Source organism: Bythopirellula polymerisocia, from assembly GCF_007860015.1.
GTDB classification, from domain to species: domain Bacteria; phylum Planctomycetota; class Planctomycetia; order Pirellulales; family Lacipirellulaceae; genus Bythopirellula; species Bythopirellula polymerisocia.
The window spans coordinates 419567-444149 of sequence record NZ_SJPS01000003.1; the positions used below are offsets into that span (position 1 = coordinate 419567).

Here is a 24583-nt window from a genome sequence, read left to right on the forward strand (position 1 = left end):
TTGAGTAAATTCACATCGAACTTGATTTTGGGAATTCTCAGCAGTCTGCTTGTGATGACGGCCTATGCATCACATCTGCAAAACCAGCGTGAAACCACAAGCCATGCAAACGGTGAACACGTCGTACTACGACTGGCTCACAGCTTGGATGTACAGCATCCTGTGCATAAGGCCATGCAAGAAATGGCGGATGCGGTTCACAAGCGAACCAACGGAAGTCTTGAGATTCAAATCTATCCCAACGGTCAATTGGGAAATGAATCCGAGTGCGTGGAACAGATGCTGCAAGGGGCACTAGAGATGGTGAAGATTTCCGCGGCTACATTAGAAAACTTCGTTCCGGACATGGCCGTTTTCGGAATCCCCTACTTATTCCGGGACGAGGTGCATTTTTGGCACGCGCTCGATGGCGACGTCGGGCGCGAATTGCTGCTTGCTGGCGAGCCAACTGGCATTAGGGGGTTATGCTACTACGACGCGGGAAGTCGCAATTTCTACACGGTCAATCGACCTATCCTCGTTCCCAACGATCTGAGAAACTTGAAGATTCGCGTGATGCAGAGTCGTACCTCCATGGACATGATCCAAGCCTTAGGGGGTGCCCCAACCCCGATCGCCTGGGGAGAACTCTACACGGCGCTGCAACAAGGCGTAGTGGACGGGGCAGAGAACAATCTACCGAGCTATTACTCAAGTCGGCACTTTGAAGTGTGCAAAGAGCTTTCTCTTAGTGAGCATACACGTATCCCTGATGTGCTTCTCATCGGTAGCTCAAGTTGGGATTCGCTTTCACTACGCCATCAGAAGATACTTCAGGAGGCCGCCAACCTGTCGAGCCAATTAGAACGTCGACTGTGGCAAGAGGAGTCTGCGAAGGCACTTGAAGCGGTTGAAAGAGCAGGAGCACACGTAAATCACCCTGAAAGGGATCCTTTTGTGAAGCTCGCATTACCCATGCAAGAACTACTTTCTGAGGGCCCAATAGGAGATATTGTCAGACGGATTCAAGAAGTTCCATGAGTGATCTCCGGCAGCACCTTCGATCCGCCTTGAATTTCCTCCTAGAATGGGTGGTTGTACTCTGCTTCACGGCACTCGTATTGGATGTATTGTGGGGCATTGTGTCGCGATATCTCCTGGGGAGCCAAAGTCCCTGGACCGATGAACTGGCGACTACCTTGATGATCTGGGTCGCACTCCTGGGTGCCGCACTGGCTTATAGCGAAAACCGCCATCTTGGCCTGGATGTCCTGTTTGCACAGCTGCATCCAGATACCCAGAGAGTAAATGCAATTCTGGCAGATATCCTTGTGGCGATCTTTGCCGCAACCGTCATGGTCTCCGGAGGATGGTTCAATGCCTATGAAACTCTCTTAACGAAGCAGTTTTTACCAGCACTGGGATGGCTCAAAGGCTACGTTTACCTGGCGATGCCACTGAGTGGATTGATTATTTTGTATTACAGCCTGGATGATTGCTGGTCACGACTCGTGGAGCCTGCACCTCCGTTGAGTTCCGAGGGTGAAACCTGTTCCCTCTCTACGCCGCAGAAAGGTGAAGCGTGACCCTTCCTGCAGGAATCTTGCTATTGGCTTTTTTTCTCTTGTTGTTGCTCAATGTTCCGATCGCGTTTGCGATTGGCATTGCCTCAGCACTTGCGATCCATTCTGCGGGCGATGCACCTACTACTTACATTGTAGCGCAACGGATGATAGGAGGTATCGACAGCTTTCCTCTGCTCGCAATTCCGCTATTCATCTTGGCGGGAAATATCATGGGGCGCGGTGGAGTGGCTTCTAGGCTGGTGCAGTTGGCCAACGCCTTGGTCGGCTCGCTGCCGGGAGGATTAGCCTATGTGAACACTCTGACTTGCATGTTGTTCGGTTCGATCTCAGGGTCCTCGGCAGCGGCCATCTCTTCGATTGGCGGCTTCATGATTCCAGAGATGGAGAAAGCGGGCTATCGCAAAGAGTTCAGTGTTGCCCTCACGACTTGTGCGGCGACGACGGGACTCATCATTCCTCCCAGCAACATCATGATCGTCTATGCTGTCGTGGCGCAGAATGTGTCGATTGCAGCACTCTTTGTTGCTGGCGTCTTGCCGGGGATTGCATTCGGATTGTCGCTCATGTTGGTTGCAGCAATTTTCTGCGGTCGCCATGCGAAAGACCAAATCGTGATAGCCAATCAGGTTAGCTTGGTGAAAGCGGCCCTCTCGGCAATTCCCAGCCTCATGTTGATCGTGATCGTACTAGGCGGCATCCTGGGTGGTTTTTTTTCTGCGACCGAGGCCTCTGCCATGGCAGTTGCCTACGCATATTTTTTGGCGTGCATCGTTTATCGGGAGCTAAAACACAAAGAGTTGCACACCGTTTTGGTTGATTCGGGGAAGACAACCGCAGTCGTGTTGCTGCTAATCGGGGCCAGCCAGGCGATGAGCTGGTTCCTGGTTGCTTCCCAGATTCCTCAAGCAGTAAGCGAAGCCCTTTTGCAACTGACCGACAATCGCCTGACGTTGTTACTACTGATCAACATACTCTTGTTAGGAGTAGGAATTGTGCTGGACATGACTCCCGCGGTCCTGATTGCCACCCCAATCTTTCTCCCCGCCGTCATGGAGCTTGGCGTTAGTCCTGTCCATTTCGGCATCATCATGATCGCCAACCTTTGTATTGGGCTCTGTACGCCACCCGTCGGAACCTGTTTGTTTCTCGGCTGCAGTGTGGGCAATGTCCCGATATCTAAGGTGACGCGAAGTATGCTTCCGTTTTATGCTGCCATGATTGTGGCTCTAGCCGTTATCACCTATTGGCCGAGTCTGTCGCTCATACTTCCGCGGATGATGGGGTTAGTTTAATGAGCAATGTTCAAAGTCCAATGAATAATAGACGATCTTGGGGAAATCACATGTTAATCTGTTGCAAACCGATCGCAATCAGCGTTCCTTCAACGCCCCTCCTTCTCACGGCGATGCTGTTAATGATTCTGCCCGTGGCGAAATGTTTTGCAGAGGTCCGAATCGAGAAAGGAGTTGAGTTTCTCTCGCCGGGACGCAAGGAAATGGCCGATCTCTATTTGCCAGCGAACTCAAAGCCTGGTGAGCTACGCCCGGCGGTGGTCATCATTCATGGCGGTGGTTGGAATGGCGGTAAACGCGATGCGAAACGCGAGATCAACATTGGCACGAATCTCGCGATCCATGGCTACGTCGGAATGAGCATTGACTACACTCTGGCCTCCAAGACACGAGCGACTTGGCCGCAGAATCTCCACGACTGTAAAACGGCAGTCCGCTGGTTGCGAATGAACGCTGAGCGACTTCAGATCGATCCTAAGCGAATAGGCGTTATCGGTGGCTCGGCAGGGGGACACCTTGCAGCTATGGTTGCATTTACGATGCCGGAGGATGGTCTGGATCCCCAGGAGCCGTATGGGGAGTTCTCCTGTCAAGTGCGGTGCTGCGTCGATCTTTACGGTATTTCCAATGTGCCGACTTACCACGATGTTCATATGCTAGGTAAATCTTTTAAGGAGGCACCGGAACTGTATCGCGCCGCCTCGCCGGTTACTTATGTCCGAGCCGAATCGCCTCCGACCCTGATTCTCCACGGCACGAAAGATACCACGGTGAATCTGGACCAATCTAAGTTGTTGGCAACCGTATTGAGGCAGGCTGGGGTGGAACACAAGCTGGTCGTGATTCCAGGTGCCGTACACTCTTTTGATCTACAACCCAAGCAGCGTGACTTGCGTCCGCTCGTGATCGGCTTCTTCGATAAGCATCTCAAGTGAGGCACAGGTAATTCCTAGATTTCTCACCGAGAAAAAAAACTTCACGCAGCACTTTCGAGCCGATAGGCTACTCGGCTACGTGGACTGCATCAGATATCGTTCGCTTCGAAAAATAAATAGTATCGGTCGTTTGCCTGGACGATGGCTGGGGCCCAAACGGAATAAGCCGCCCACTTGACGTTCTTGATGTCCAACACATGGGAATGCTTGGTCCAGTTAACCAGATCTTGCGACGAGAACGCATTGGAAAATGTCTGTTTCAGGTACTTTGGATTGATCGTGTTCTGCTGCAGTGCTAATTGTTTTTCCGAGAATTCCGCTGAGCGATCCGGCTCACCGTAGTCGTCTGAATACGTCCGGTAGATCCAATACTCGTCACCAAAGACGGCACCTTCCGGGTCGGCGTACCACCCCTCGAACACGGGATTGCCTGACATCCCTTGTTGCTTTAGCTATTCGTCGACCTGTTGAGCAAGGGCTCCGGTGGGCAAAAGAGAGTACAAGATCAGAGCTGTGAATTGAAGCCTACGTGCCAGCATGGGAGTCGTCTCTATTGGGCAAAGTCGTCGGTACGAAAACCTCCGGAGGGAAGGTTTTCCTGATTGTAAAGTGAAATAGGAGGCAAAGCCCATACTTTGAAAGGGTTGCGTTTCCCATTCCATCGCATTGTAGTCGGATCGGCGACCCTCTTGCTCAAAATGATAAGGCCATGCCTCGTCTTGCCGCCATCTGCCTCGCTATCTACAAAGTCCTGCGGTTTGGCCTGTGCGGCGTAGAATTTTCCATCGGCACCGGCGACAGTGAACCCTTGGAGATCGCCTCGCTTCACGGCATCCGCGAAACCATCGACGCGAACCCGGTTACAATCCCTGATGACGCACTTACCATCCTCCACGTCCATGCGATTGAAAAGGCTGTACCAACCGTATCGCACACCGACGGGATGCTCGATCTCAGGACTGCAGACGACCACTGTGTCGCCTATGATTCGCGCATCGGCATCGACAAACTCTTTATCCTCGCCAGCGATGGCGAAGCCTGCCAATCGGCCATCACTGCTGATTGTGGTGAGGCGGTCGCCAGGCAAACGGTCATGCGGGATGATGCAATTGCCCTCGCTGACCTCCATCGCTGTAAAGGTGGTTGTCACTATCTTGCCGTCGACCTTGCGCGAATAACAGAGTGTCGTGGGATGATTGGCTTCTCGATTCCTTAGATCAGGAATGATGACGACAGCAACTTCTGTGATCTCTACGGACTTCGGCTCAAAGTAGTGCCCCCAAACATTGGCGACATGGAAGACAGCATCGTCGGCCACGGTTCCGCCAATTCTGTCGGGGTCCAGGGTCAGTCTAGTCTCGTCGCGCACCAAGTCTTCAAAGAATACCTCGAAGATGTTTCCATTGACCGATCCTTCGTAGCGGACGGTAACTGGTTTGCGAACTTTGGGACTCGATACGACGACATTACTCCCGACGACTTCGGCGATGGCAGGTACGAAATTGCCTTCTTTACCTGCCATCGTGAAACCGACCAGTTCCTTGCCGCTGCGCGCGACGAGTCCACCCCCGACGTTTTCGAATGTAAGCACGATCTTATCACCTTCAATCCGCTGCGATCTATACGTTGGCTCCTGTGCGATCCCTTCCCGCTTGTAGGCGACCTGCTGTGCGACCCGTGAGCTGCGCGGACCTAGCGGTTCTTTGTTGGGGGGGTGAATGTCAAAGAATGACCCGACGCCCAACCCATTGATGAGGCCTGTATTCGGCACTCGAAGTATCTTTTGCTGAGCATCCCATAGATTAGGGTAATAGAGGCCGGTTCTCTCAACGAAGGGGGGGAGCTCCACGACGAGAAACGGTAAGTCTCCCTTGCCCCAGTTGCGGCGCCAACTGGAAATTAGCGCCTCAAGCTGCGCTTGATACGTGAGATATCTGCTAGCGTCAGACTCGCCTTGGTACCACAGGACCCCTTTGATGGCGAAAGGAATCAGCGGTGCGAGCTTACGGTTGAAGAGGGTGCCAAGCCTAGCATCGTCTTGTGAATTCTTCACACGGTCCAAGTCAGCGCGAAAAGCGGAATTTGACTTGATCTCGTCCCGAGGAACCCACTCGCGTATCGCCGAGCCACCAACGGAGGAGTCAATAACGCCGACAGGAACCCCCAAATCGTTCTGCAACTCCCGCCCAAAATAGTAAGCTGCTGCAGAAAAGTTCAATGTGTTCTCAGGATCGGCCACCAGCCAGCCCGCTGACTCAACTTCGCGACGAGGGCTATTCGTCTCATTGGGGAGCAGGCTATTGACTTTGCACAAGCGAACCAATCGGTTGGTCGCGCGCATGGCAGCCGCCGGGCCAGTGGTGGTTGTATTGACGCAGCGCCCCATGTTGGATTGCCCGCTACAGAGCCAGACTTCACCGACCAGAATGTTCTTAATCGTGATTGTGTTCGTACCAGCAATCGTCATCTCAAGCGATTGATCGTCCTTGGTGGTTGCGAGCGGACCAAGTCGTAACAACCAATCACCTTTCTCGTCGGCAACGGTCATTTTTGTCTGACCGGCAAATTGGACAGTTACTTTTTCACCAGGATCGGCACGGCCCCAGACAGGTATGGTTGTGCCTTGCTGAAGAACCATGTTATCGTTGAATAGCCCATGCATGCACACGTCGGCGGTGGCCGTCGTCACAAACACTGAGAGCAAGAGTAGCACAGGGAATTCAGACATGGACTTCATTCAAGCTTCCCGTACTTTTAGTCGCTACTGATTCTAATGAGAACGTCGCAATACCGAGGCCATTAAGAGCGAAAGCGTGAGAAGGATGCTGGCGGGTTCTGGCACGGCTCGCAACATGGTAGGCGGATTAATGCTCTTTCCTTGGGATCGCTGCCAAAGAAGAAAATCACGTCCATCGACGTCGCCATCCTTATCGGCATCTCCATCTGCACGGGTGGCACCAGAGGTCATTCCAAATCCTTTTTGCCAGTCGAGTAAATCAACACCGTCAATGGTCCCGTCGCCATTGAAGTCCGTGACCAAGGCAAGTTCGTTGAGGGAAAGCATTAACTGGGGACCTGGGTCGCCGGTACGTTCTTTGGAAGCGAGCTTGAGCGAAGTGAGTGCGTCGTCCACATCTTCGCCATCGAATCGTACTTCTCGCGCAATAAGAAAAGTAATGGCCGAGTCGGGATGGTCGCGGACAAAGTTGGTAACATCCAATAGAATCTCCTGTTCACCGGCTGTGCCAGTCAGGTGTCCGACTATCGACGCACTCCCACCAATGTCCTCAATGAAATTCTGCGAAATGTCGTCCATCGTACCAAGTCCATCCGCCAAATTCGGTGCATTATTCCAGTTAATCGTGCTTTCATCCCAGTTGTCATCCGCGATTCCATAGACGTGGGTGATGACCTCTGATGCGGAACCAGCATTTTCTCCAAGCACGCGCAAGATTGCCTGGTCGACTCCCTCTGGATCGATATCTCCTGCGTCGAACTTGATGAAACTCACGTTACGAGCATTGGCGTTCGTTGCATCGTTTTTCGCATAAAGGTTAGGACTTGCCCCATAATTCACTGAAGAGTTCGCTCCCGACTTCACCATCGCATCATCGGTTGCCCCTAACGTTACTGAGTACGTTGGTGCAGCAACCGATGCTGTGATGAGAAATACGCTCTCGGCGGGTTGAGTCAATGAAATCAGTCCTGACACAGGCAGATCGATCACGGCATGCACTTCGCCGTGGCTTGCTGAGCTGACTTCTTCAATCATAATACGAGCACCCGTAGGAATTCCCAAAGCATTGAGGTCTAAATTGAGTGGGCGAGACGAAGTGGAACTGTTGCTTGAAAATACTGAGTAAACACCCTTGGTAGGATTGTGTGCGGCAGCCAATGACAAGTCGCTCGCACCCGTCCCAGATGCGTTTGGCACGGCAAGTAGGTCTTGTGCGCCGGCAAAGGCCTTCGTAAACAGACGTACTATCTCAGCGCCATTCGTCGAGCCGCCGATATTGTAAGGTGCCGAATCGTTATCGACAAAATGAACGCCATTTTTCGCAATGCCGCCGCCTCCCTTCGTCGTTTGACTGAACTTAAAGACATACAATTCGTCCGGCTCGCTATTCGCCAAGTTTGAAAGAATTGAGCCCCAGCGTGCCACTTTTGACGGCGAGTCAAGCGTCTCGGGCAAGGTGTCGAATACCCCTGCAGTGTGAACATTGAATTCAGTGAGTGCGAGCTTAAGACCCTCGCCACCGGGTGTCGTGTTGAGCAAGTTTTGAAATGTGTTGACTTCGTTGCCAAATGTAGTTGGAGCAGCATTGTATTGCTGATAAGCATAAGTCTGAATCAAATTCGAGTTAGGATCGACATCCCCGAGAACATCGGTATGCTGATTCTGCAGGATAAGCTGCCCCCATCCGGTCGTGTCGTCACGCGGATCGCCACCGGGATTGGCCGAGAAAAGTGTCGTTCCCCCGGCGGAGACAGGGCCCTGCATTTGAGGGACCAGTGACTTGCCGTAGAGTGAGTTGACATCCGCCACAGCAGATTGCACGGCGTCCGAGGCAAACTGCAATCGCTCCAGATAATCAGGCTGTGAAATATCTTGCGAACTGTGTGTTGGCTCGTTGAACATCTGAAAGCGTTCGATGTCATAGTTCTTCGCCAGATAAAACGCTTGGGCATAGTAGTGCTGCCAGTATTCCCAACGATCGCCCCAGCCCGCTTGGGTTCCGGAGGATGCCCAAGGGTCGGCGTTGTCGGTGCGATGAATCACGACCAAGGGAGTCACTCCCATTCCGCGCAACTCGCTGAAGGCGTAGTCGAGTTGAATCTTATTGTTGCCGCTTAGCGTGCTCTGATAGCCGTTCTCGAAATGCGCCCAATTGATGAAGTTGGGGTTGAGCGGATCTGCCCTCAATGCGATGCGACGTTCCAGGAACGACTGAGACGAAAAGACGCCGTCACCTTCGATCCCATTATCGTCCCCATTTTCCACATCCCCAGGCGTGGCCCAAACCCGAGCAGCATTGACGCCTGAGTATTTCCACCAGGCAGCCGTGTTGCTGCCCGGCATGAAATGTCCCGAGTTATAGCCAATCAGCCCAGGGGTCTTGCCGACGACCTGATTGGATATTGATACATCCACGGCAGTTGCTGGCGTGATCAATAGAGAAACCATCAAGTACCCGAGCGAAACGGCAAAGCGGTGCGATGTTTTGATGGTGGGATTTAACATGGTATCTCTGTTGTTCATTGGTATTGTGTTTCGGCAGCCGCTGAGGCAAAGAGTCATTTTCCATACAAACATAGCTGTGGTCCTAAAGATTCACCCTTGGCAGTTTTATCACGTTCCTTGGAAGCCAATTTCAGTGCGGCGAGATCATCATCCACATTCTCCCCATCAAAACGGACTTCTCTGACAATGAGGAAAGTCACTTGTTGGTCGGGATGGTCGCGGACAAACGGGGTGACATTCAATAACATCTCCGAGTTTTCCTTGCGGCCCGTAAGATGCCCCACAAACGATGTTGACTTGCCAATATCTAAGACAAAATTATCAGAAATATCATCCATTACACCCGTACTTTCTCCCAGGTTGGGAGCGTTATGCCAGTTGATGTTCTCTTCATCCCAGTCGTCCTCGAGCAGCCCATAGACGTGGGCCACGACTTGCTCTTCACTTCCCGTATTTTTGCCGAAGACACGCAGAATTGCTTGTTCGATATTCCTCGGGTCTTGGTTACCTAAGTCAAACTTGATGAAGAACGCATTTCTGGCGTTGGCATTGTTCGGCTCACCCTTAGCCCAGAGATTGCTGCTCCGACTGTAATTCCTCGTGGCATTTGAACCCGATTTCACGGTGGCGTCGTCGGTCGCGCTCAGCTTGGTGGCGGCCAGTGGACCTTCCACTGGGATCGACACCAAAATTACACTTTGCTGGGGTTGAGAAATCGACACAAGATTTGAGTCTACACTCTCGATAACTCGTTGAACCTCTCCACGACGGTCCTCACTCACTTCTTCAACAATAACCGTCGCACCGGCGTTGACGCCCAGACGGGAAAGATCGAGTTGGAGATCGACTGCCGAATTCGATTCATTTGCCGCAAAGAAAAAGTAGCGATTCTTCCTACGGTTGTAGACCGCACAGGTATGCAAATCCTTGGATGGATCCGTCTGATGTGTGACTTGCAGAAGATCATGTCCTCCTGCAAAACCGCGCGCGAACAGACGGACTACTTCGCCCCCCCGGGTCAGTCCACCGATGTTGTAGGGCGCGTCCATATTGTCCACAAAGTGAACACCATTTTTCTTGACATTGGAGGCCGATTTCCCCTGGCTCAGGTTGGCTGTTTGACTGAATTTGAATACGTACAGCTCGTCTGGCTCGCTTCGAGTCAAGTTGGCCAGGATGGAGCCGAAGCGTGCGACTTTGGCTGGCGTATCAAGCGTCTCAGGCATCTGGGACCAAACTCTGGCGGTATGTACATTGAATTCTGTGATGGCATACTTGAGATCGCTTTCTCCGCCGTTGTCCTCAACCAGTGTGCGAATGAATGCTAAGTCCTTGCGGAAATCGGGACCCGACTTGTTGTATTGTTGATAGGCATAGGTTTGGAAAAGCGTGAAATTGGAATCCTCATCAGGGGCATTACTGCCCAAGAGCGAATCATGCTGATGCGTGGCAATTAACTCACCCCAACCGACCCGGTCATCGCGAGGATCGCCGCCCGGTGAGGGAGTGACTTCTTTACTACCTCCCGCCGTTACAGGAGCCTGCATTTGTGATTCTAAGTTTTTGCCATAAATCTTGTTGACATCCTGAATAGCAGATTGGACCGCATCCGATGCCATCTGAAGCCGAGCGAGGTAATCCTGCTGGCTGATCTTATGCGAGCCGTGGTCTGGTTCATTGTACATAATAAACCGCTCGATGCCGAAGTGCCGCGCCAGATAGAAGGCATGGGCATAATAATGCTGCCAGTATTCCCAGCGGTCTGCCCATCCGCTGGGAATACTGGCCGCATGCCAAGGGTATTTCACTTCATCGCGTTGAATCACCACCAGCGGGGTGATTCCAGATTCCTTAAAGAAATCAAAGGCATACTTGAGTTTGACACGGTTACCTGACGTGGTAGTTCGCTCCATCTTTTCATTCAATTTGGGCCAATTGATGAACTCCTCATTCAAAGGATCTGCTCGAAGTAGGCGTCGATGTTTCAGGAAGGACTTGCTCGAAGTGACTCCATCTCCCCAGATGTCGTTATCGTCGGCTCCCTCAAAATCATCGGAGCTGCACCAAACGCGTGCCCCGTTCGTACCGGAGTAGCGCCACCAAGCGGCCGTATTGCTGCCCGGCATGAAGTGGGCACAGTTGTAACCGACAAGCGAGGGAGTTCGCCCGAAGACCTCTGGTGAAATCACGATCTCAACCGCGGCACATGGGAGACTCCCCCCGGCTAGCAGCACCGCCAACCCCACATTTCGAGACCATGAAAAATGCATAATAACTCATCAATTGGTAACCACTTACGATACTTCAGGACTTCGAACTCAGTTCTAAGTTCAACTGATTCGAATCGCCCGGCTGTACGTTGATCGTAAGACCTGAAGAACTAGCCTTCATGTATTTCGGAGGTATCTCGGTTGCCCTTCCCTTCGGTCGGGGAGTTCCTTCGCCGGCGGGGATCGGGGTGACGATGACCGGGTGTTCACCCACTTGTACGCCGTCGCCCTCATCGTAAGTGCTCATGACAAAAGTTCCATCTTCTTGAATCGAGCCTTTGGCCATGCGTCCTTTACCAGGCAAAATGAACACATAGCCGCTGGTTACCGGCTGGCCATCCATTTTTACGGTCCCTGTCACGGGTGCCGTTTCGAGTTCGTGGCTTGCTCCTCCGCAGCCAGAAATTGTAGCAAGACTAAAGCATATCAGAATTGTCAACGAAACAGAGTTAGATATTGCAATCGGGCTCGCTTTTAAGGTGTCATACATCATGTTCACTACACCAATTGTTTTGTTGAGCAATAGTCTGTTTCGCCAGGGGAAACTCTCAGCAAGTTAAAATGCGCTACGGTCGACGAGATCTTCACCGTTACGAGTTGCTAAGGCGTACATGAGCCTCAGAGGGATATTTTCACTCAAGTACTGAACCGACCCATCGACCAATGCAAAGTGGCAGCCTCCAGGATGATCGGAACCGAATCCGACGTCGTTTCGTGGTGGCCCAGGCTGCTCACCGCTGTTGATTGAATAAGTGACGTTTCTTGTGCCGTACATAAAGCCTCCTGCAGCACCAACCCACCATGGTCGTGTCCCCTGGAACTCCGGATTTCCAAACGCTATCTCGCCGAATATGAACGTAGAGGAAGTTCCATCTGTGATGTCCTTGAAATCCACATTTTTGCTGCTCAGAATCACGCCGTTGTTCGCGATTTTCCCTCCGCCCAAATCGATGCAAGGAGGATCTCTTCTAGAACTTCCAGTTGGCTCTTCCTTCTCCATGGTATAGATGCTCCCTGGAGCATCGCAGTCACTCTGCAACGTAGGGTCTAGCTGGGGATTAGCGCCTAGAACACCAATATAGTGCGATGCGAGCGGCGAATCAGGCGTTTCTGGGCCACCTCCGGGAGGGTTCAACTGCATAGGTTGCAGGCGCACTCGGCTCGGACATTTGAACTGAGGCATTTCGGTCGTCATGAGCATATCCGTAGGCTGCTCAAACCAATTGCGCTTCGAGTCTATTGCATTTTTGAACGAGCCTTGTTCAATGAAAGGTAAGATTTGAGCCAGATAGCTCCAATCAGGACGAAGGCCTGGAATCTCAATATTGTCCTCACCAAGAAAATCCCCTCCGTTCGGTAGCTTTCCCTTAGAACTGGCAAAATTTTGGCAGGCAATTCCTATCTGCCGCATGTTATTCTGACAACTCATCCTACGTGCTGCCTCCCGTGCTGCCTGCACTGCGGGCAACAAGAGGGCCACCAGCACACCAATAATCGCGATGACAACCAGTAATTCCACGAGCGTAAAAGCGTTACACTTAGGATTTCCTTGCATTACAATGGCTCCTTATTCTGAATCGCATTCCGGTTTGCACCGCTATTGAAATCTAGTGATTGCGACGAACGCCAAGTCCCACCAAAGCAATCAACACAAGCACCACTGAACTAGGCTCAGGCACTGCCGCGAGCGTTGTTAGTGGTCCCGCTACGACTTCCAACTGCACCAGCGTAGAAGTGTAGTTGATTTGGAAAGCGAGTCCTGCACCACTCATGACGTTACCCGGATCGACAACGGACAGTGCGAAGGTACCAGTGATTGTCCCTGCCGGTGCAGATGTGTCTCCAAAGGATCTCTGCCAAGCCAGGAAGTCCGCTCCGTCGGAATCACCATCACCATCGGCATCCGCAGTGGCGTCAACTCCGTAAGCTGACTGCCACATAGTCAAGTCGCCGCCGTCGACTGTAAAACTATGGTCAAAATCAGTAGGGAGCGAAGAAGCCACAGCTGAAACGATGTCGAATGTGTCTCCCAATGTCGGAGCATAAATGGGATTCGTGCCGCCGCTTCCGTCAGGGTTCACCAGAATTTGGAGCGTTCCAGCCAGAGTGACATCGCCCTCAGCCACGATCGAGTCAAACTCATTGGCAGCCGTACCGTTAACCTGCATTATAGTGGTTGACCCTGACGCCAAGGTTAAACTCCCTGCGCGACTACCGCTTGAAGTGAGCTGCAATTTGCCGACATTATGGTCGTCATTATCTTCATATCCAACTTCTAAGGCACCGCCGCTGTTGACCTGAACCTCGCCGAGGATCAAGTTTTGATTCGGATCGATTGCCCCCCACCCCATTTCGAGTCGGGCGTTGTTGTCGATCACAATTCGAGCGTTCGGCAAGTTGTTGCGAATCTCGATGTCGACAAAATTGTTCGCAGTTATCGTCCCTGAGAATTCGCTAATAGTAGCTGTTGTGGGTTGGCCGGTGGAACCTAGTTCAAACTCATTGTGAGTGATGCTGCCACCCGTGGGGTCGGTCGGCGTTCCGTTGATAGTTATGTCGCCAGTACCACGAAGGTCTCGTGAGACGAGGAAGCGGCGTTCGTTGCCAGGAAACGTCGTGCTGAGGTCGACTGTAACGTCCCCGTTGACTTCGAGCTCATTGACACTCTGCAGCCGAGGTGCAGTCGAAGGAGGTGCCACTTGCGTTGCAGCATGATCAATCACACCGGACTGATTGAAGATCAGTGTTCCTCCACCTGAGGCCGCAGTTCCCGCGAAAACCACCTTATTATCGCCCGTGGAATTCATTTCCAAAACATTAAAGTCGTCTGCTTCGGTTAACTGGACGGAACTGCCAGTCCCATTGAAGCGAATAATACCGTCGTGGCCCCCGGCAGCCGAGAGATACAAGTCCGACCCAGGGCCATTGCTGTTAAAGTTTAGGTTGCCTGGTCCGTCGAGCTGCATGTCCAAGAAGAAATCTGACCCAGCGTCCATATTGAATGTGAGATCTTGCTCCAAAGTCAGGAGTCCAAAAAATTGTGCGCCAATGTCTCCCAGGGCGAAGTCGCCACTGACGGATTCAGTTAAATTGCCACCAGCACGGATTGTCAAATTGAGAAAGTTCGCAGCGTCGGCCGAAATATCAACGGCTCCTCCGCTCTGGACTTCTAATGTTTTACCTGGAAAGTCGGCATTCACGGTGACGGTGTGCGAGGCGACGACCTGGTAATCATTCGTCTCGATTGGAGGCATGTTATTGCTCCAAGTCGAGGCACTTGAGGCAAGACCACTCATAACAGACTGAACAGTTACGGGGGGAACAAAAATGTCATAGCCGATACCATCGTACCACGAGCGATCATTGGCTGATCCTGTCGTGGAGGCAGGAAAATCGTCGACGAACACCGAGAGCGTCCCGTTGGTAACATTCATTTGACCGATAATGGCGTACAGCAAGTTCTGTTGGGCATCCTCCGTAGGAGCCGTCCCATTGAAAGTTAGCTGAGAAGCTCCAGAAAGGGCTAAAGAGCCAGCAATCCCATCTGTACCTGTGCGGTCATAGACGGTGTTAAGATTAGGGTTTGAACTAAGTCCCGCTCGAATCTTCCAGTTGTTCGACCCCACATCAGACCGATAAAACACGTAGACATCGTAGTTGCCGTTCGATAACCCAGTGGCAGTCGTCTTTATCTCTACAGCATCCTCTGCGAGCGATGAGCTGCCCGTGGCTTCCCAGGTGCCGTTATCGCCCCCCTGCGTGCTGCGGAATCGCCATAAACCATCATTTGCTATTGATCCATCGACACTACCGATGTCATTGCCGTCGTTCCAATCAAGTAGGCCGCTCGCGGCACCAACCGTGTTGGTTGTTGAGGTCGGAATATAAGTCACCGCGGCGTTTGCCTTAATGGGTAAGTTGACAAGAAAAAAAACTACCACTAGTGAGGCAAATCTACCTGATTGAATATACATAACTAATCCCTCATTAAATGTTCGCTACGGTTGTTTTAGTTTTCGATGGTTCGTATGACAAAGCAGCAGAAAATGTTTTGGCCGCTACTTATCTGAATAGCATATCTGTGGTTAAACGAAAAGAAATGAAGACAATTACAAGCAATCCAGCAGTGATGCTACAGCCAAAAATCCTTCATGTCATGACAATACTCTAAGTCGATAATATCTCTCGCGATCAATCATGCGACTCCGTGACGTGGGCGGAATAGACAACCACTGAGCAGCATGGCCGCCAACAGGCCGAACGAGGCAGGTTCTGGAATCGTGTCCACCTGAATCTCGGTGATCCGAATACCTACGTTTCCAAGCGATCCCGTGGCCTTGAATGTTACGTTGTTGCCAGTGGGAATCACCAACCCGCTGAGTGGATCGGCGTAGTCGTCCGACGATCCGTTGTCGGGGAAATTAAATGTTCCGACACCTTCGACAGTGACTTCAAACACATCATCATTGCTCATGGATGAGAAGTTGAAAAACGACAAGATTACGGGTTGATCAAACTCGATAGTCCACGCTTCATCGAAATTGAAGTTAGCCGCCTCGCCGCTGGCGTCCGTAGACCCCCCGGTCGTGCCATACTGCGTGTTATTGACGCTGCCGTTGTTGATAGCGAGCGCGTTGTTGCCGCTATCAATGTTGGTGGTCACGTTATCGCCCCCCGCGGCACTCCACGTGTTTCCCGTCGGAATAAATGTACCGGGGTTTAGTGGGTCGTCCGCATACTCGGGAGCCAGGATATCGACGGATGTCATCGTGATCGTATCTGTTCCGCCGGTGCCGGTGTTGTCGGCAGTCATAGATACCCCGCTACTCACATTGTCAAAGGCCGAGCCGTTATCGAATCTGAAATTGACGGTCCCAGCCGAAGCGAGAGAAAAACTTAGTATTACCATAAACCCAGCAAAAACACATCTTTGCAGAATCATTAGACACCCTCCCAGAAACTCTGTATTTGATAAGCGAAAAAGGATTAGACGCACATAGGAGTCTAACCTAAGGGAAAATTCGTTGCCCTACAAAGGAAAAGGGATATATTTCGCCCGAATTCGACATGAAAAGAACCAAAAACTCAGAATTCTTTGATTTTGAGTCCCAGATATCTGAGCTAAGTCATCGATGGGTAATGCTCGGTAGTCATTGCAGTCGCAGAAATGCGGAAAATTAGTTGCAATTCCAGTCAATTCCCAGATCCTCGCGCCCTTTAATAGTGTAAGACTTTGGGACGTATGTTTGCGATTGGTAGGATTAAGCACGATGTGATCGGGGTTAAGAAGCCTGAAGAATGTTCATGAGTTCACACGATTCCAAGCGTGAGTTTGTACGGCTAATAACCAAGCATGAACGGATGTTGTATGGGTATGTGTTGAGCCTCGTGCCCCAGGCTGCGGATGCTGACGAAATTGTTCAGGAAACGAATCTACGCCTGTGGGATGAATTTGATAAATTTATTCCAGGCTCAAGTTTTGCCGCGTGGTCGTTAAAGGTCGCCCACTACCAAGTCTTGACATGGCGTAAGAAGTCGCATCGCAGCAAATTGATCTTTGACGATAGCCTGGTGGCAGCGCTCGCCGAAGAGAGCGCGACGTTGGAACATTCGGTCGGCCCCCGATACGAGGCCTTGGTCGAGTGTGTCCAGCAGATGTCGGCAACGAGCCAGCGGCTACTTGCCGAATGTTACGCGGGAAATAGAAAAATAAAGGAAGTGGCCGAGAAACTCAGTCGGACCGAAGCCTCGGTCTACAAGGCTTTGGAGCGACTGAGGGCGGCGTTGTTCGACTGTATTGAGCGAAAACTTGGAAAGCAAGTGGGAAGATGAAACACGAACATAATCAAGTGACGAACCGGGATTTATATCTCCAGGTGCATCACCTGGTTGCTGACCGGAGTACTGCCGACGATCCCCAGGAGGCTAATAAAGCGCTGGCTGAATTGCTCAGGGACAACCCCGGAGCCCAGCGCGAGTATCTGTGCTATATGCAGGATGTCGTTTCGCTAAAATGGCGCTTTAATGGTCCACACGACAACCATGATTTTGAAGCTTTAGAACTGAGCCAACTTGTTCCCGCAAGCCACTTTTCATTCAAGCGGATTTGGCAGGGTGGATTTCTCCTGGCTCTGGCAGCCTCGCTATTGCTCGGTTTGACGTTCGCTTTCAAACCATTCTTATGGTCTGAGATACAGTCCGCTCAGGCTGGTGTGGAAAAGGGAGAGCCCACTGTGCTTCAGACTGAAAAGAGTTTAGAGGTGGCCACCGTCTCAGCCCTGGTCGACGCAGCTTGGCACGAAGCTTCCTCTCAGCCGGAGATTCTTTCTCGTATGTCGGTCGGGGATCGCATCCAACTCACTGGGGGTACCCTCGAGTTGACATTTGATCGCAGTGTGCAGGTGAGCATCTTTGGCCCGGCAGACTTTGTGATTACCTCACCCTCGTCAATGTCTTGTACCTTGGGACGGGCGACCGCCTTGGTGGGCGAGAATGGCAAAGGATTTACCATTGATACTCCGCAGGCGCAAGTTGTCGATCTGGGAACTCAGTTTGGTGTGAACATTTCCAAACTTGGTGCTACGGAGGTCGTGGTATTCGAAGGCGAGGTGGATCTCACTCCCAATCATCAGCAACCCTATCACGAGTTACCTACGGCGAGCACGCGAAGAATGAGGCAGGGGGACGGCTTGATGGTCGATGCTTCCGGCGAAATGAGCCGCTTAATGAAAGTACAGCGCGGCGATTTTATTAGTTCCGCCGCCTTCCCAGCCTTCCTGCCTCGGAAACCAGCTCGTCTGATTGAAGACGTGCGAGACAACATTCATGCCAACGAAAGTACCAAGTGCTACCAAATCGTGCATGGTGCCTTCGGCGAAGATGCACCCTCCTTTGTAGACAGACATCACCAGTGGAATGGCATCGACGGCCAAGGCATACCTGAATTCTTGCTTGGTGCTGACTACGTGATGCCGTTCAACGATGATAAGTATTTCACCGATTTGCAAGTGGAATTGCGAATCTCCCAGCCGGCAATCTGTTACGTGTTTCTGGATAACAACATGACAGTACCACAGTGGATTCTCGACGAATTCGAAGACACGGGCGTTGATATCGGCTTGGACGGTGCTAAGAGTATATGGCATCCCAGCCATACCTTGGGCGTGGGGCCGGGTGAGAGCGTCGATTTTACCTTCTCAGTTTGGCGTAGAGATATACCAACTGCAGGAAATGTCGTGCTGGGGGGCGTCGCATCGCCAAAGCTGGAAGAGCGACCACGCGGTTTCAATATGTATGGTATCGCCGTCGCGGCGCAGTAAGTGTCCTGAAGCTTGACGAAGGCTTCGGAACTTAGCATCGAGGCGGCTGAACAACTAATCCTTGAAAAGGAGCTTCTCTCAAATGTCCGGTCAGAAAATTGTGTGGCTACTGCTGTTGAACATTGGCTGCCTCGCAATTGGTTTTGTGGGGGGCAGAACCTGGGAATCGGCAGTGGATTCGAAAAAACCAGCTGCAGGAAGGCCGCACTTTGACTTCATTGCCGCGAATTCTAACCCGTTCTGGGATACCGTGGTGGCTGGAGCTCGCGCTGCTGCCGACGAATATGATGTTGATCTTGTGGTTTACACACCCTCAGGACAACCGGGCGACCAAACAGCTCAACTGGTGCAGGTGGAAGCCCAGGGCTCTGATGGAGTCGCGATTAGTCCGGTCGCTCCCAACGAACAGTCCCTGCTGCTGAGTCGATTGGCGACAAAAACCCTTCTGGTCACGGTTGACAACGATGCCCCCCAGTCGTTGCGGCACTGTTATGTTGGCACGAACAACTTTATGGCCGGCAAGATGTGTGCCAAGGTGGTGCAAGAGGCTCTGCCTGAGGGGGGAAAGATTGTAGTCTTCATTGGTGCTGCGGATCGCGCCAACGCACAGGAGCGCCTGCGTGGGTTCCGCGCACAAGTTGTCGGTGATGTCTCACCATCGGATGAGTCGGACCACTCACTGGAAAAACCTTACGGCGACGAGAAGTGGACCGTTCTACAAACGTATGTCGACGGTCTCGATCCAGCCAAGGCTGCCGAGAATGTCAAAAAATCCTTGGAAGAGCATCCAGACACCAATTGCATGGTCGGGCTGTACAGCTATAACGGACCAGTTTGCCTTACAGTACTTAAAGAAAGAGACAAAGTGAGCGACATTAAGATCATTGCCTTCGACGATAATGAAGAGACCCTAGATGGTATTGAGAATGGAGGAATCTATGCAACCGTGGTGCAGGGTAACTACGAATACGGGTACGAGGCCGTGCGCCTCTTAATCTCCCTTTACAATAGTAACGAGCGTTCTGTTCCACTGGCCGGGTCGGGCTCCGTTTATTTACCGTGTTCAGTCGTATCGAGAGAAAATGTTGCGGACCATCGGTTCAAGATTGCCGAGCGGCTTGCGGACCATCAGGAACCTGTGGAAAGTGACAGAATAGAGGCCAAGTCGGGTTAATGATAACTTGCGTTCTTCCTTCGCGAATCGTACTAATATTATGAGATCTCCGAGAAAGCAGAGTTCGTGAAAATAATACCATTAATGTTTTATCTTGCCGCGACTTTACTGGTCCTCCCAACAAAGGTTCGAGGCAAGGGGATTTCCCTCTTCTGCTAACACCTACCATAGTGAAGTATCTTTCTCCGTTGTATTTATCGGTTTTTTCTGGCAATTTTCTCTTTGCTTGAGTTAAGAGAACTTGGCGGGTTACTCCCCTCTGCTCCGAAAGAGCATAGATACTATTTTTTCTGTTTGGAAACGCGTGTTACTAAAACCTACATTATTCAGATTGGGAGCTGTCGAACGGCCTGTCGATACTGCAGGCTACAACATGTACGGATTCGCAGCCGTGGGACTTGTTGCTGAAGTTGATGAATGAGATAGATGTGGTGATGGTAGAATAAAGCCATCATACACACAACGTATGAGCCCCAAATAGTCGAGAAGTTGAGCGTTTATCTAAGGGGTGAGATTCCTGATCTTGGCAATCCAGAGTGAATCAATGGCATCTAAACGGACCTTTCCCAAGCACTTCACCCAGAGGGTTGCTTGGATGGTTTTTCCAATGCTGAGTTATGGTCCGTTGGCAATCTGCGCGGATTATCATATTTCTACTCAAGCGGACTTTGATACTTATAAGCAGGCTACTTTTTCTCCGGGTGACAACATTCTCTTTGAGCGTGGCAAAGTGTTCACAGGCATGTTCGCCCCCACCACGGTCGGTAACAATGGAAGAGTGATTACCATTTCTTCCTACGGCACTGGTGCCAAGCCCGTCATCAACAACAACGGGGTCATTCATCCTCATCCTACACGCAACGGCAAGACAGTTTCCGCTGGAGTCTTCCTCTTCAATGCGGAGTATGTGGATGTGAAGAATCTCGAAATTACCAACAACAACGGTGGCGATCAGACAGAGAATTTATTTGGGATCTACGTACTCGGAGAAGATACTGGTAAATATCATAATCATATTTATATCGAGAACAACTATGTCCACAACGTCAATGGCGCGGTCGCTGGCAAGAAAAGAGGTGGAATTCACATTCATGGATACTCACCGACAACCGCAAAGACCGCCACCTACAATGACGTCCGGATCGTTAACAATGTGGTTGATCGAGTTGGTGGCGTCGGAATTGGCTCCGAGATAGACGATGTCGTCAACGCGAACAGTTTTGTCGGTACTCATCGAGAGAATGCTATGACTAATCTTTATGTGGCACATAATTGGATTGGTAACACGGGTAGGAACTCCGTGATTGCGAGAGATAGCGACTATGCTGTTTACGAATACAACACTTCTGCAAATAGCAGTCGTTATGACACGGGGCATAGCTTTTTCAATTTCCGAACACTCGGCATGACATTTCAATATAACGAAGCGTACGGAAATACTGGCGTGGACAATGATCCTGATCGCGGTGGATTTGATGCCGACTTCAACTCGAAGGACACGGTTATTCAATACAACTATAGCCACGGCAACAATTGGTTTGCCGGCATCATGAAAAAGCCTAACACGGACGTGACGATTCGCTATAACCTGAGCGTGAATGAAGAGAAGGGCGCATATTTCTACGGTTTTGAAAACAATGATGACCTGACGGGTTTAAACATCTACAACAACACTCATTATTTTGATGGCACCATCAGTCCAGAAATCATCGCCCGAGATCGGACTCCGATTGAAACGACATTTTATAACAATATTTTTTATGCCGTTGGCACCGGAAGCATGGGTACCAATGCCAATAACGGTACCAAAGTCACCTACGACACCAATGTCTACCACAATATTACTCCACCAGCTTCCGAAACAAACGGGTTGATACAAAATCCCTTGTTTTTTTCACCCGGGGCAGAACCGCAAGATGTCGATATGGAATTCGGCCGAGACGTACTTGCGGGATACATGCTTTCAGCAGATTCTCCATATCTTAATAACGGGGTCTCAATCAGCAGCAATGGTGGTCTTGATTTTTGGGGCAATGCGCTACCGAATGGCGATACTGACATTGGCGCTAGTGAATATCGCATTGGCACAGTAGTCAGTCCTGCAGTAACAGTATTCACGGGAAACCTTTTTCCTGCGTCTAATAACGCAAACGTGGTTGCCGCCACGCCCGACGCAGTGAGTATCACAGGAGATGACGCAGCTGTATCCTTGACCCAAACCTTTCAAGTTACTTCTGCCTTCAATTTGAAAACAATATTTCTTGACTACGAATACGATGCTGCCTCTGATCCCAATGATATTCTCATCAACCTCGAAATCTTCGAAGTGGCTGACGTCGCAGCTAGTTCGATAAAACAAGGTAGATCGTTCCTGACTTTAAACGGACAAACTTTGTCCGAAATCGCGGGTGCTGATGTAGCGGCGATCATTCTCGATTCTGCAGTCACGCTGTCAGAAACAACCGGGACCACCGGCTATGCCCTCCGGATTACGAACGGTGGGAGCCCTGGATTTGAGTGGCATCGTACTGGGAGCAGTTCCGGGTCGGTGTATTCGTTTGGCCAAGCTTATGAAGATGGCGTCGAGAAATATGACGGACAACGTGACTTTGTGTTGGCACTATCTGATGTAGATGTGAGCCTACCTGTCAATGCCGATTTTGACGCTGACGGCGATGTCGATGGTGCGGACTTTCTGATTTGGCAACGAGGGTTCGGCACCTCCGGGGCACATAAGTCGGATGGCGATGCGGACAATGACCATGATGTCGATCAAGACGACCTGACACTATGGAAGAATCAATACGGCAATCCTGTACCGCTCTCAAGCGCTACCGCAGTTCCGGAGCCATCTAGTTTGTCGGCTTGCTTGATGAGCACGGTTTTCGCGTGTCGCTGGTTCAGACGCATCAACACTTCTGCTGAATTACCAGACGTCGATTAAAACGTATCTTGCTTTACTGTGAACGTGCAAGATCTTAGAGGTACTCTTGAATGATCCGTCTTTGCTTGCTGCGACTATATTTTTCAGGAATTACTGGGTGTATTAGCACACTGCTGCTTGTTGTCGAGTTGAGTGCAGCTACCGTGAACGTTGTAATCTTGGCAGGCCAATCAAACGCCAGTGGTCGTGCATCGGTCACAGAGCTGCCGTCAAGTCCATTCGATTCGAATATCGAGTTTTTCTACGAAACAGATATTACCGGTTCGAGTACTCAAGTTAACTCCAGCAGAGAGTTCGTGCCTCTGGTTCCCCCTGGTTCTACATTTGGTGCCGAATTTGGTCTGGGGAGAACTCTGTATCACAAAGGAATCGAAAATCTGGTAATTATCAAAGTGACACGTGGCGGGACCACCCTTCGGTACGACTGGGCGAAAGGAAATACGAACGGAAAAAAATTGTACTCATTGCTAATCAACACGGTGAGTGACGCCGTCGGAGTGCTGCAAAATCGTGGCGATAAAATCAATGTACTCGGAATGGCATGGCACCAGGGAGAAAGCGACGCTGGCTACGAATCGAGTCATCCCGGTGCCTATCAGCACAATCTCACTAAGTTTATCAGCGATGTTCGGACTGATTTGAACTTGCCGAATTTACCGTTCTTGATCGGCGAATTATTCGCTCCGGGTCGCGAACAACTTATTGCGGCTCAGCAAGCTACTGCAGCTTCAGTTCCAGGAGTCTCTCTCGTCCACTCTACCCAAATGAGCGTCTTCGACGTAACGACTCACTTTGACGGCAAGAGTCTATTATGGATGGGGACCCGTTTCGCCAATGCTCTTGCTTCCTCTTTGCAGCATGTCGAATTCGAACCGCCAACATTCGGCGTGGGCTTAATTGAAGGACAGGGAGGCTGGGCTTCCAATGGCACTCTTGAGAACCTCATCGTTTCGACAACCACCAGTGGAGATTATGTTGCCGGACAGGCTGTGGGACATGTTGATAGTGGTGGTACTGAACAATTCGGCAACTTGGGACTAATTCCGGTTTACGGCCGTTCGATGACCGCCGACTTTTTTGCCGGGGACGCTACGGATCACGACCAAGATGGAAACCCAGATTATGATAACGAGGGGGATAGAGACTCGACGGTAAGGCTATACGGGTGGACTAAAGACACAAATAATGACGGTCTTTTCTCCGTTTCGAGTGACGAAAGAAGCGTTGGGTTCGGGCTCGATAATGACGGCGAGTTTAAGCTTAGAATTGCTACAGGTTCCGAGATAGCGACAGGATTCAACTATGATGTCGACAACTGGTATAGGCTGTCATTGACATGGACCAACCCCAATGAATTCGGAAATCGTCAAGTGGCTCTTTTTGCCCGCGATCTAACGAATCACATTGATCTGAATGGTGGTGATGCAATTCTTTCCACAGAATTATCGGCAACCGAATTTGGTAGTGATCCCAGCACATGGATCGGCACAGGGGTTAGGGCGACTCGTGGGCTGATAGACAATATTCATTTTGCGGCAAACGCTAGTACCGCCGACTTTAACTTAGATGGCGAAGTCGATTTGGCGGACCTCCAAAGGTGGCAAGAAGACTATGGTAACAATGGTTATTCAGACGCCGATGGAGACACTGACTCGGACGGCGCTGACTTTCTGAGTTGGCAAAGAGATCTCAATCGCTCATTCCCTTCGGCTCCCAAAACGCAAATCCCTGAACCGGATACTGGTAAATTGACGATGGCTGTTCTACTTGGGTACTCAAGCATCATAATTATGATACGCATTCGAAGCCCTAGCCGAATGATTTGAACTGGGTACTTATTCG

17 protein-coding genes are annotated in these 24583 nt (G+C 51.0%); 9 read left to right on the forward strand and 8 right to left on the reverse strand.

What is annotated here, in order from left to right:
* The 4 genes from Pla144_RS11235 to Pla144_RS11250 are packed head-to-tail and all read left to right on the forward strand — an operon-like array spanning window position 1 to window position 3792.
* Window positions 1-1020, forward strand: a complete 1020-nt coding sequence (locus Pla144_RS11235; RefSeq protein WP_197530580.1) for a TRAP transporter substrate-binding protein — start codon at window positions 1-3, stop codon at window positions 1018-1020.
* Entirely contained in the window at window positions 1017-1565 is a 549-nt protein-coding gene (locus Pla144_RS11240; protein WP_146450767.1) for a TRAP transporter small permease, read from the forward strand. Before Pla144_RS11235 ends, Pla144_RS11240 begins: the two co-directional genes overlap by 4 nt.
* Entirely contained in the window at window positions 1562-2857 is a 1296-nt protein-coding gene (locus Pla144_RS11245; protein WP_146450768.1) for a TRAP transporter large permease, read from the forward strand. The genes Pla144_RS11240 and Pla144_RS11245 overlap by 4 nt, the downstream gene beginning before the upstream one ends.
* Window positions 2858-2907: 50 nt before the next feature.
* A complete protein-coding gene (locus Pla144_RS11250) occupies window positions 2908-3792 on the forward strand; it encodes an alpha/beta hydrolase (RefSeq protein ID WP_197530581.1) in 885 nt (294 codons plus the stop codon).
* An 89-nt stretch (window positions 3793-3881) separates the two neighbouring features.
* Here the strand turns inward: Pla144_RS11250 and Pla144_RS11255 are convergent, their stop codons facing one another.
* The 8 genes from Pla144_RS11255 to Pla144_RS11290 form a co-directional block, all read right to left on the reverse strand.
* The gene (locus tag Pla144_RS11255) at window positions 3882-4229 is read right to left on the reverse strand and encodes a family 43 glycosylhydrolase (protein WP_146450769.1); all 348 of its coding nucleotides are present in this window, start codon (window positions 4227-4229) and stop codon (window positions 3882-3884) included.
* Window positions 4230-4342: 113 nt separating this feature from the next.
* Window positions 4343-6529, reverse strand: a complete 2187-nt coding sequence (locus tag Pla144_RS11260; RefSeq protein WP_146450770.1) for a sialate O-acetylesterase — start codon at window positions 6527-6529, stop codon at window positions 4343-4345.
* Between the two features lie 33 nt (window positions 6530-6562).
* Complete coding sequence (locus tag Pla144_RS11265) at window positions 6563-9034, reverse strand: CBM96 family carbohydrate-binding protein (RefSeq protein ID WP_197530582.1); 2472 nt, start codon at window positions 9032-9034, stop codon at window positions 6563-6565.
* Between the two features lie 53 nt (window positions 9035-9087).
* Complete coding sequence (locus Pla144_RS11270; RefSeq protein ID WP_146450771.1) at window positions 9088-11304, reverse strand: CBM96 family carbohydrate-binding protein; 2217 nt, start codon at window positions 11302-11304, stop codon at window positions 9088-9090.
* A 34-nt stretch (window positions 11305-11338) separates the two neighbouring features.
* Window positions 11339-11797, reverse strand: a complete 459-nt coding sequence (locus tag Pla144_RS11275) for a carboxypeptidase regulatory-like domain-containing protein (RefSeq protein ID WP_146450772.1) — start codon at window positions 11795-11797, stop codon at window positions 11339-11341.
* A 63-nt stretch (window positions 11798-11860) separates the two neighbouring features.
* On the reverse strand, window positions 11861-12859 hold the full coding sequence (locus Pla144_RS11280; protein ID WP_146450773.1) for a DUF1559 domain-containing protein: 999 nt from the start codon (window positions 12857-12859) through the stop codon (window positions 11861-11863).
* A 52-nt stretch (window positions 12860-12911) separates the two neighbouring features.
* Complete coding sequence (locus Pla144_RS11285) at window positions 12912-15278, reverse strand: PEP-CTERM sorting domain-containing protein (RefSeq protein ID WP_146450774.1); 2367 nt, start codon at window positions 15276-15278, stop codon at window positions 12912-12914.
* 221 nt (window positions 15279-15499) lie between these two features.
* Entirely contained in the window at window positions 15500-16246 is a 747-nt protein-coding gene (locus tag Pla144_RS11290; RefSeq protein ID WP_146450775.1) for a hypothetical protein, read from the reverse strand.
* 362 nt (window positions 16247-16608) lie between these two features.
* Here Pla144_RS11290 and Pla144_RS11295 point away from each other — a divergent pair, with 362 nt between their 5' ends.
* The 5 genes from Pla144_RS11295 to Pla144_RS11315 all read left to right on the forward strand — a co-directional run bounded on the left by Pla144_RS11295 (window position 16609) and on the right by Pla144_RS11315 (window position 24567).
* A complete protein-coding gene (locus Pla144_RS11295) occupies window positions 16609-17136 on the forward strand; it encodes a sigma-70 family RNA polymerase sigma factor (protein WP_197530583.1) in 528 nt (175 codons plus the stop codon).
* Complete coding sequence (locus Pla144_RS11300; RefSeq protein ID WP_146450777.1) at window positions 17133-18623, forward strand: FecR family protein; 1491 nt, start codon at window positions 17133-17135, stop codon at window positions 18621-18623. The genes Pla144_RS11295 and Pla144_RS11300 overlap by 4 nt, the downstream gene beginning before the upstream one ends.
* 82 nt (window positions 18624-18705) lie before the next feature.
* A complete protein-coding gene (locus Pla144_RS11305; protein WP_146450778.1) occupies window positions 18706-19797 on the forward strand; it encodes a substrate-binding domain-containing protein in 1092 nt (363 codons plus the stop codon).
* A 544-nt stretch (window positions 19798-20341) separates the two neighbouring features.
* A complete protein-coding gene (locus tag Pla144_RS11310; protein ID WP_197530584.1) occupies window positions 20342-22741 on the forward strand; it encodes a hypothetical protein in 2400 nt (799 codons plus the stop codon).
* Window positions 22742-22791: 50 nt separating this feature from the next.
* Window positions 22792-24567 (forward strand): sialate O-acetylesterase, encoded by a 1776-nt coding sequence (locus Pla144_RS11315; RefSeq protein ID WP_146450780.1) that lies wholly within the window; start codon window positions 22792-22794, stop codon window positions 24565-24567.
* Window positions 24568-24583 lie beyond the last annotated feature (16 nt).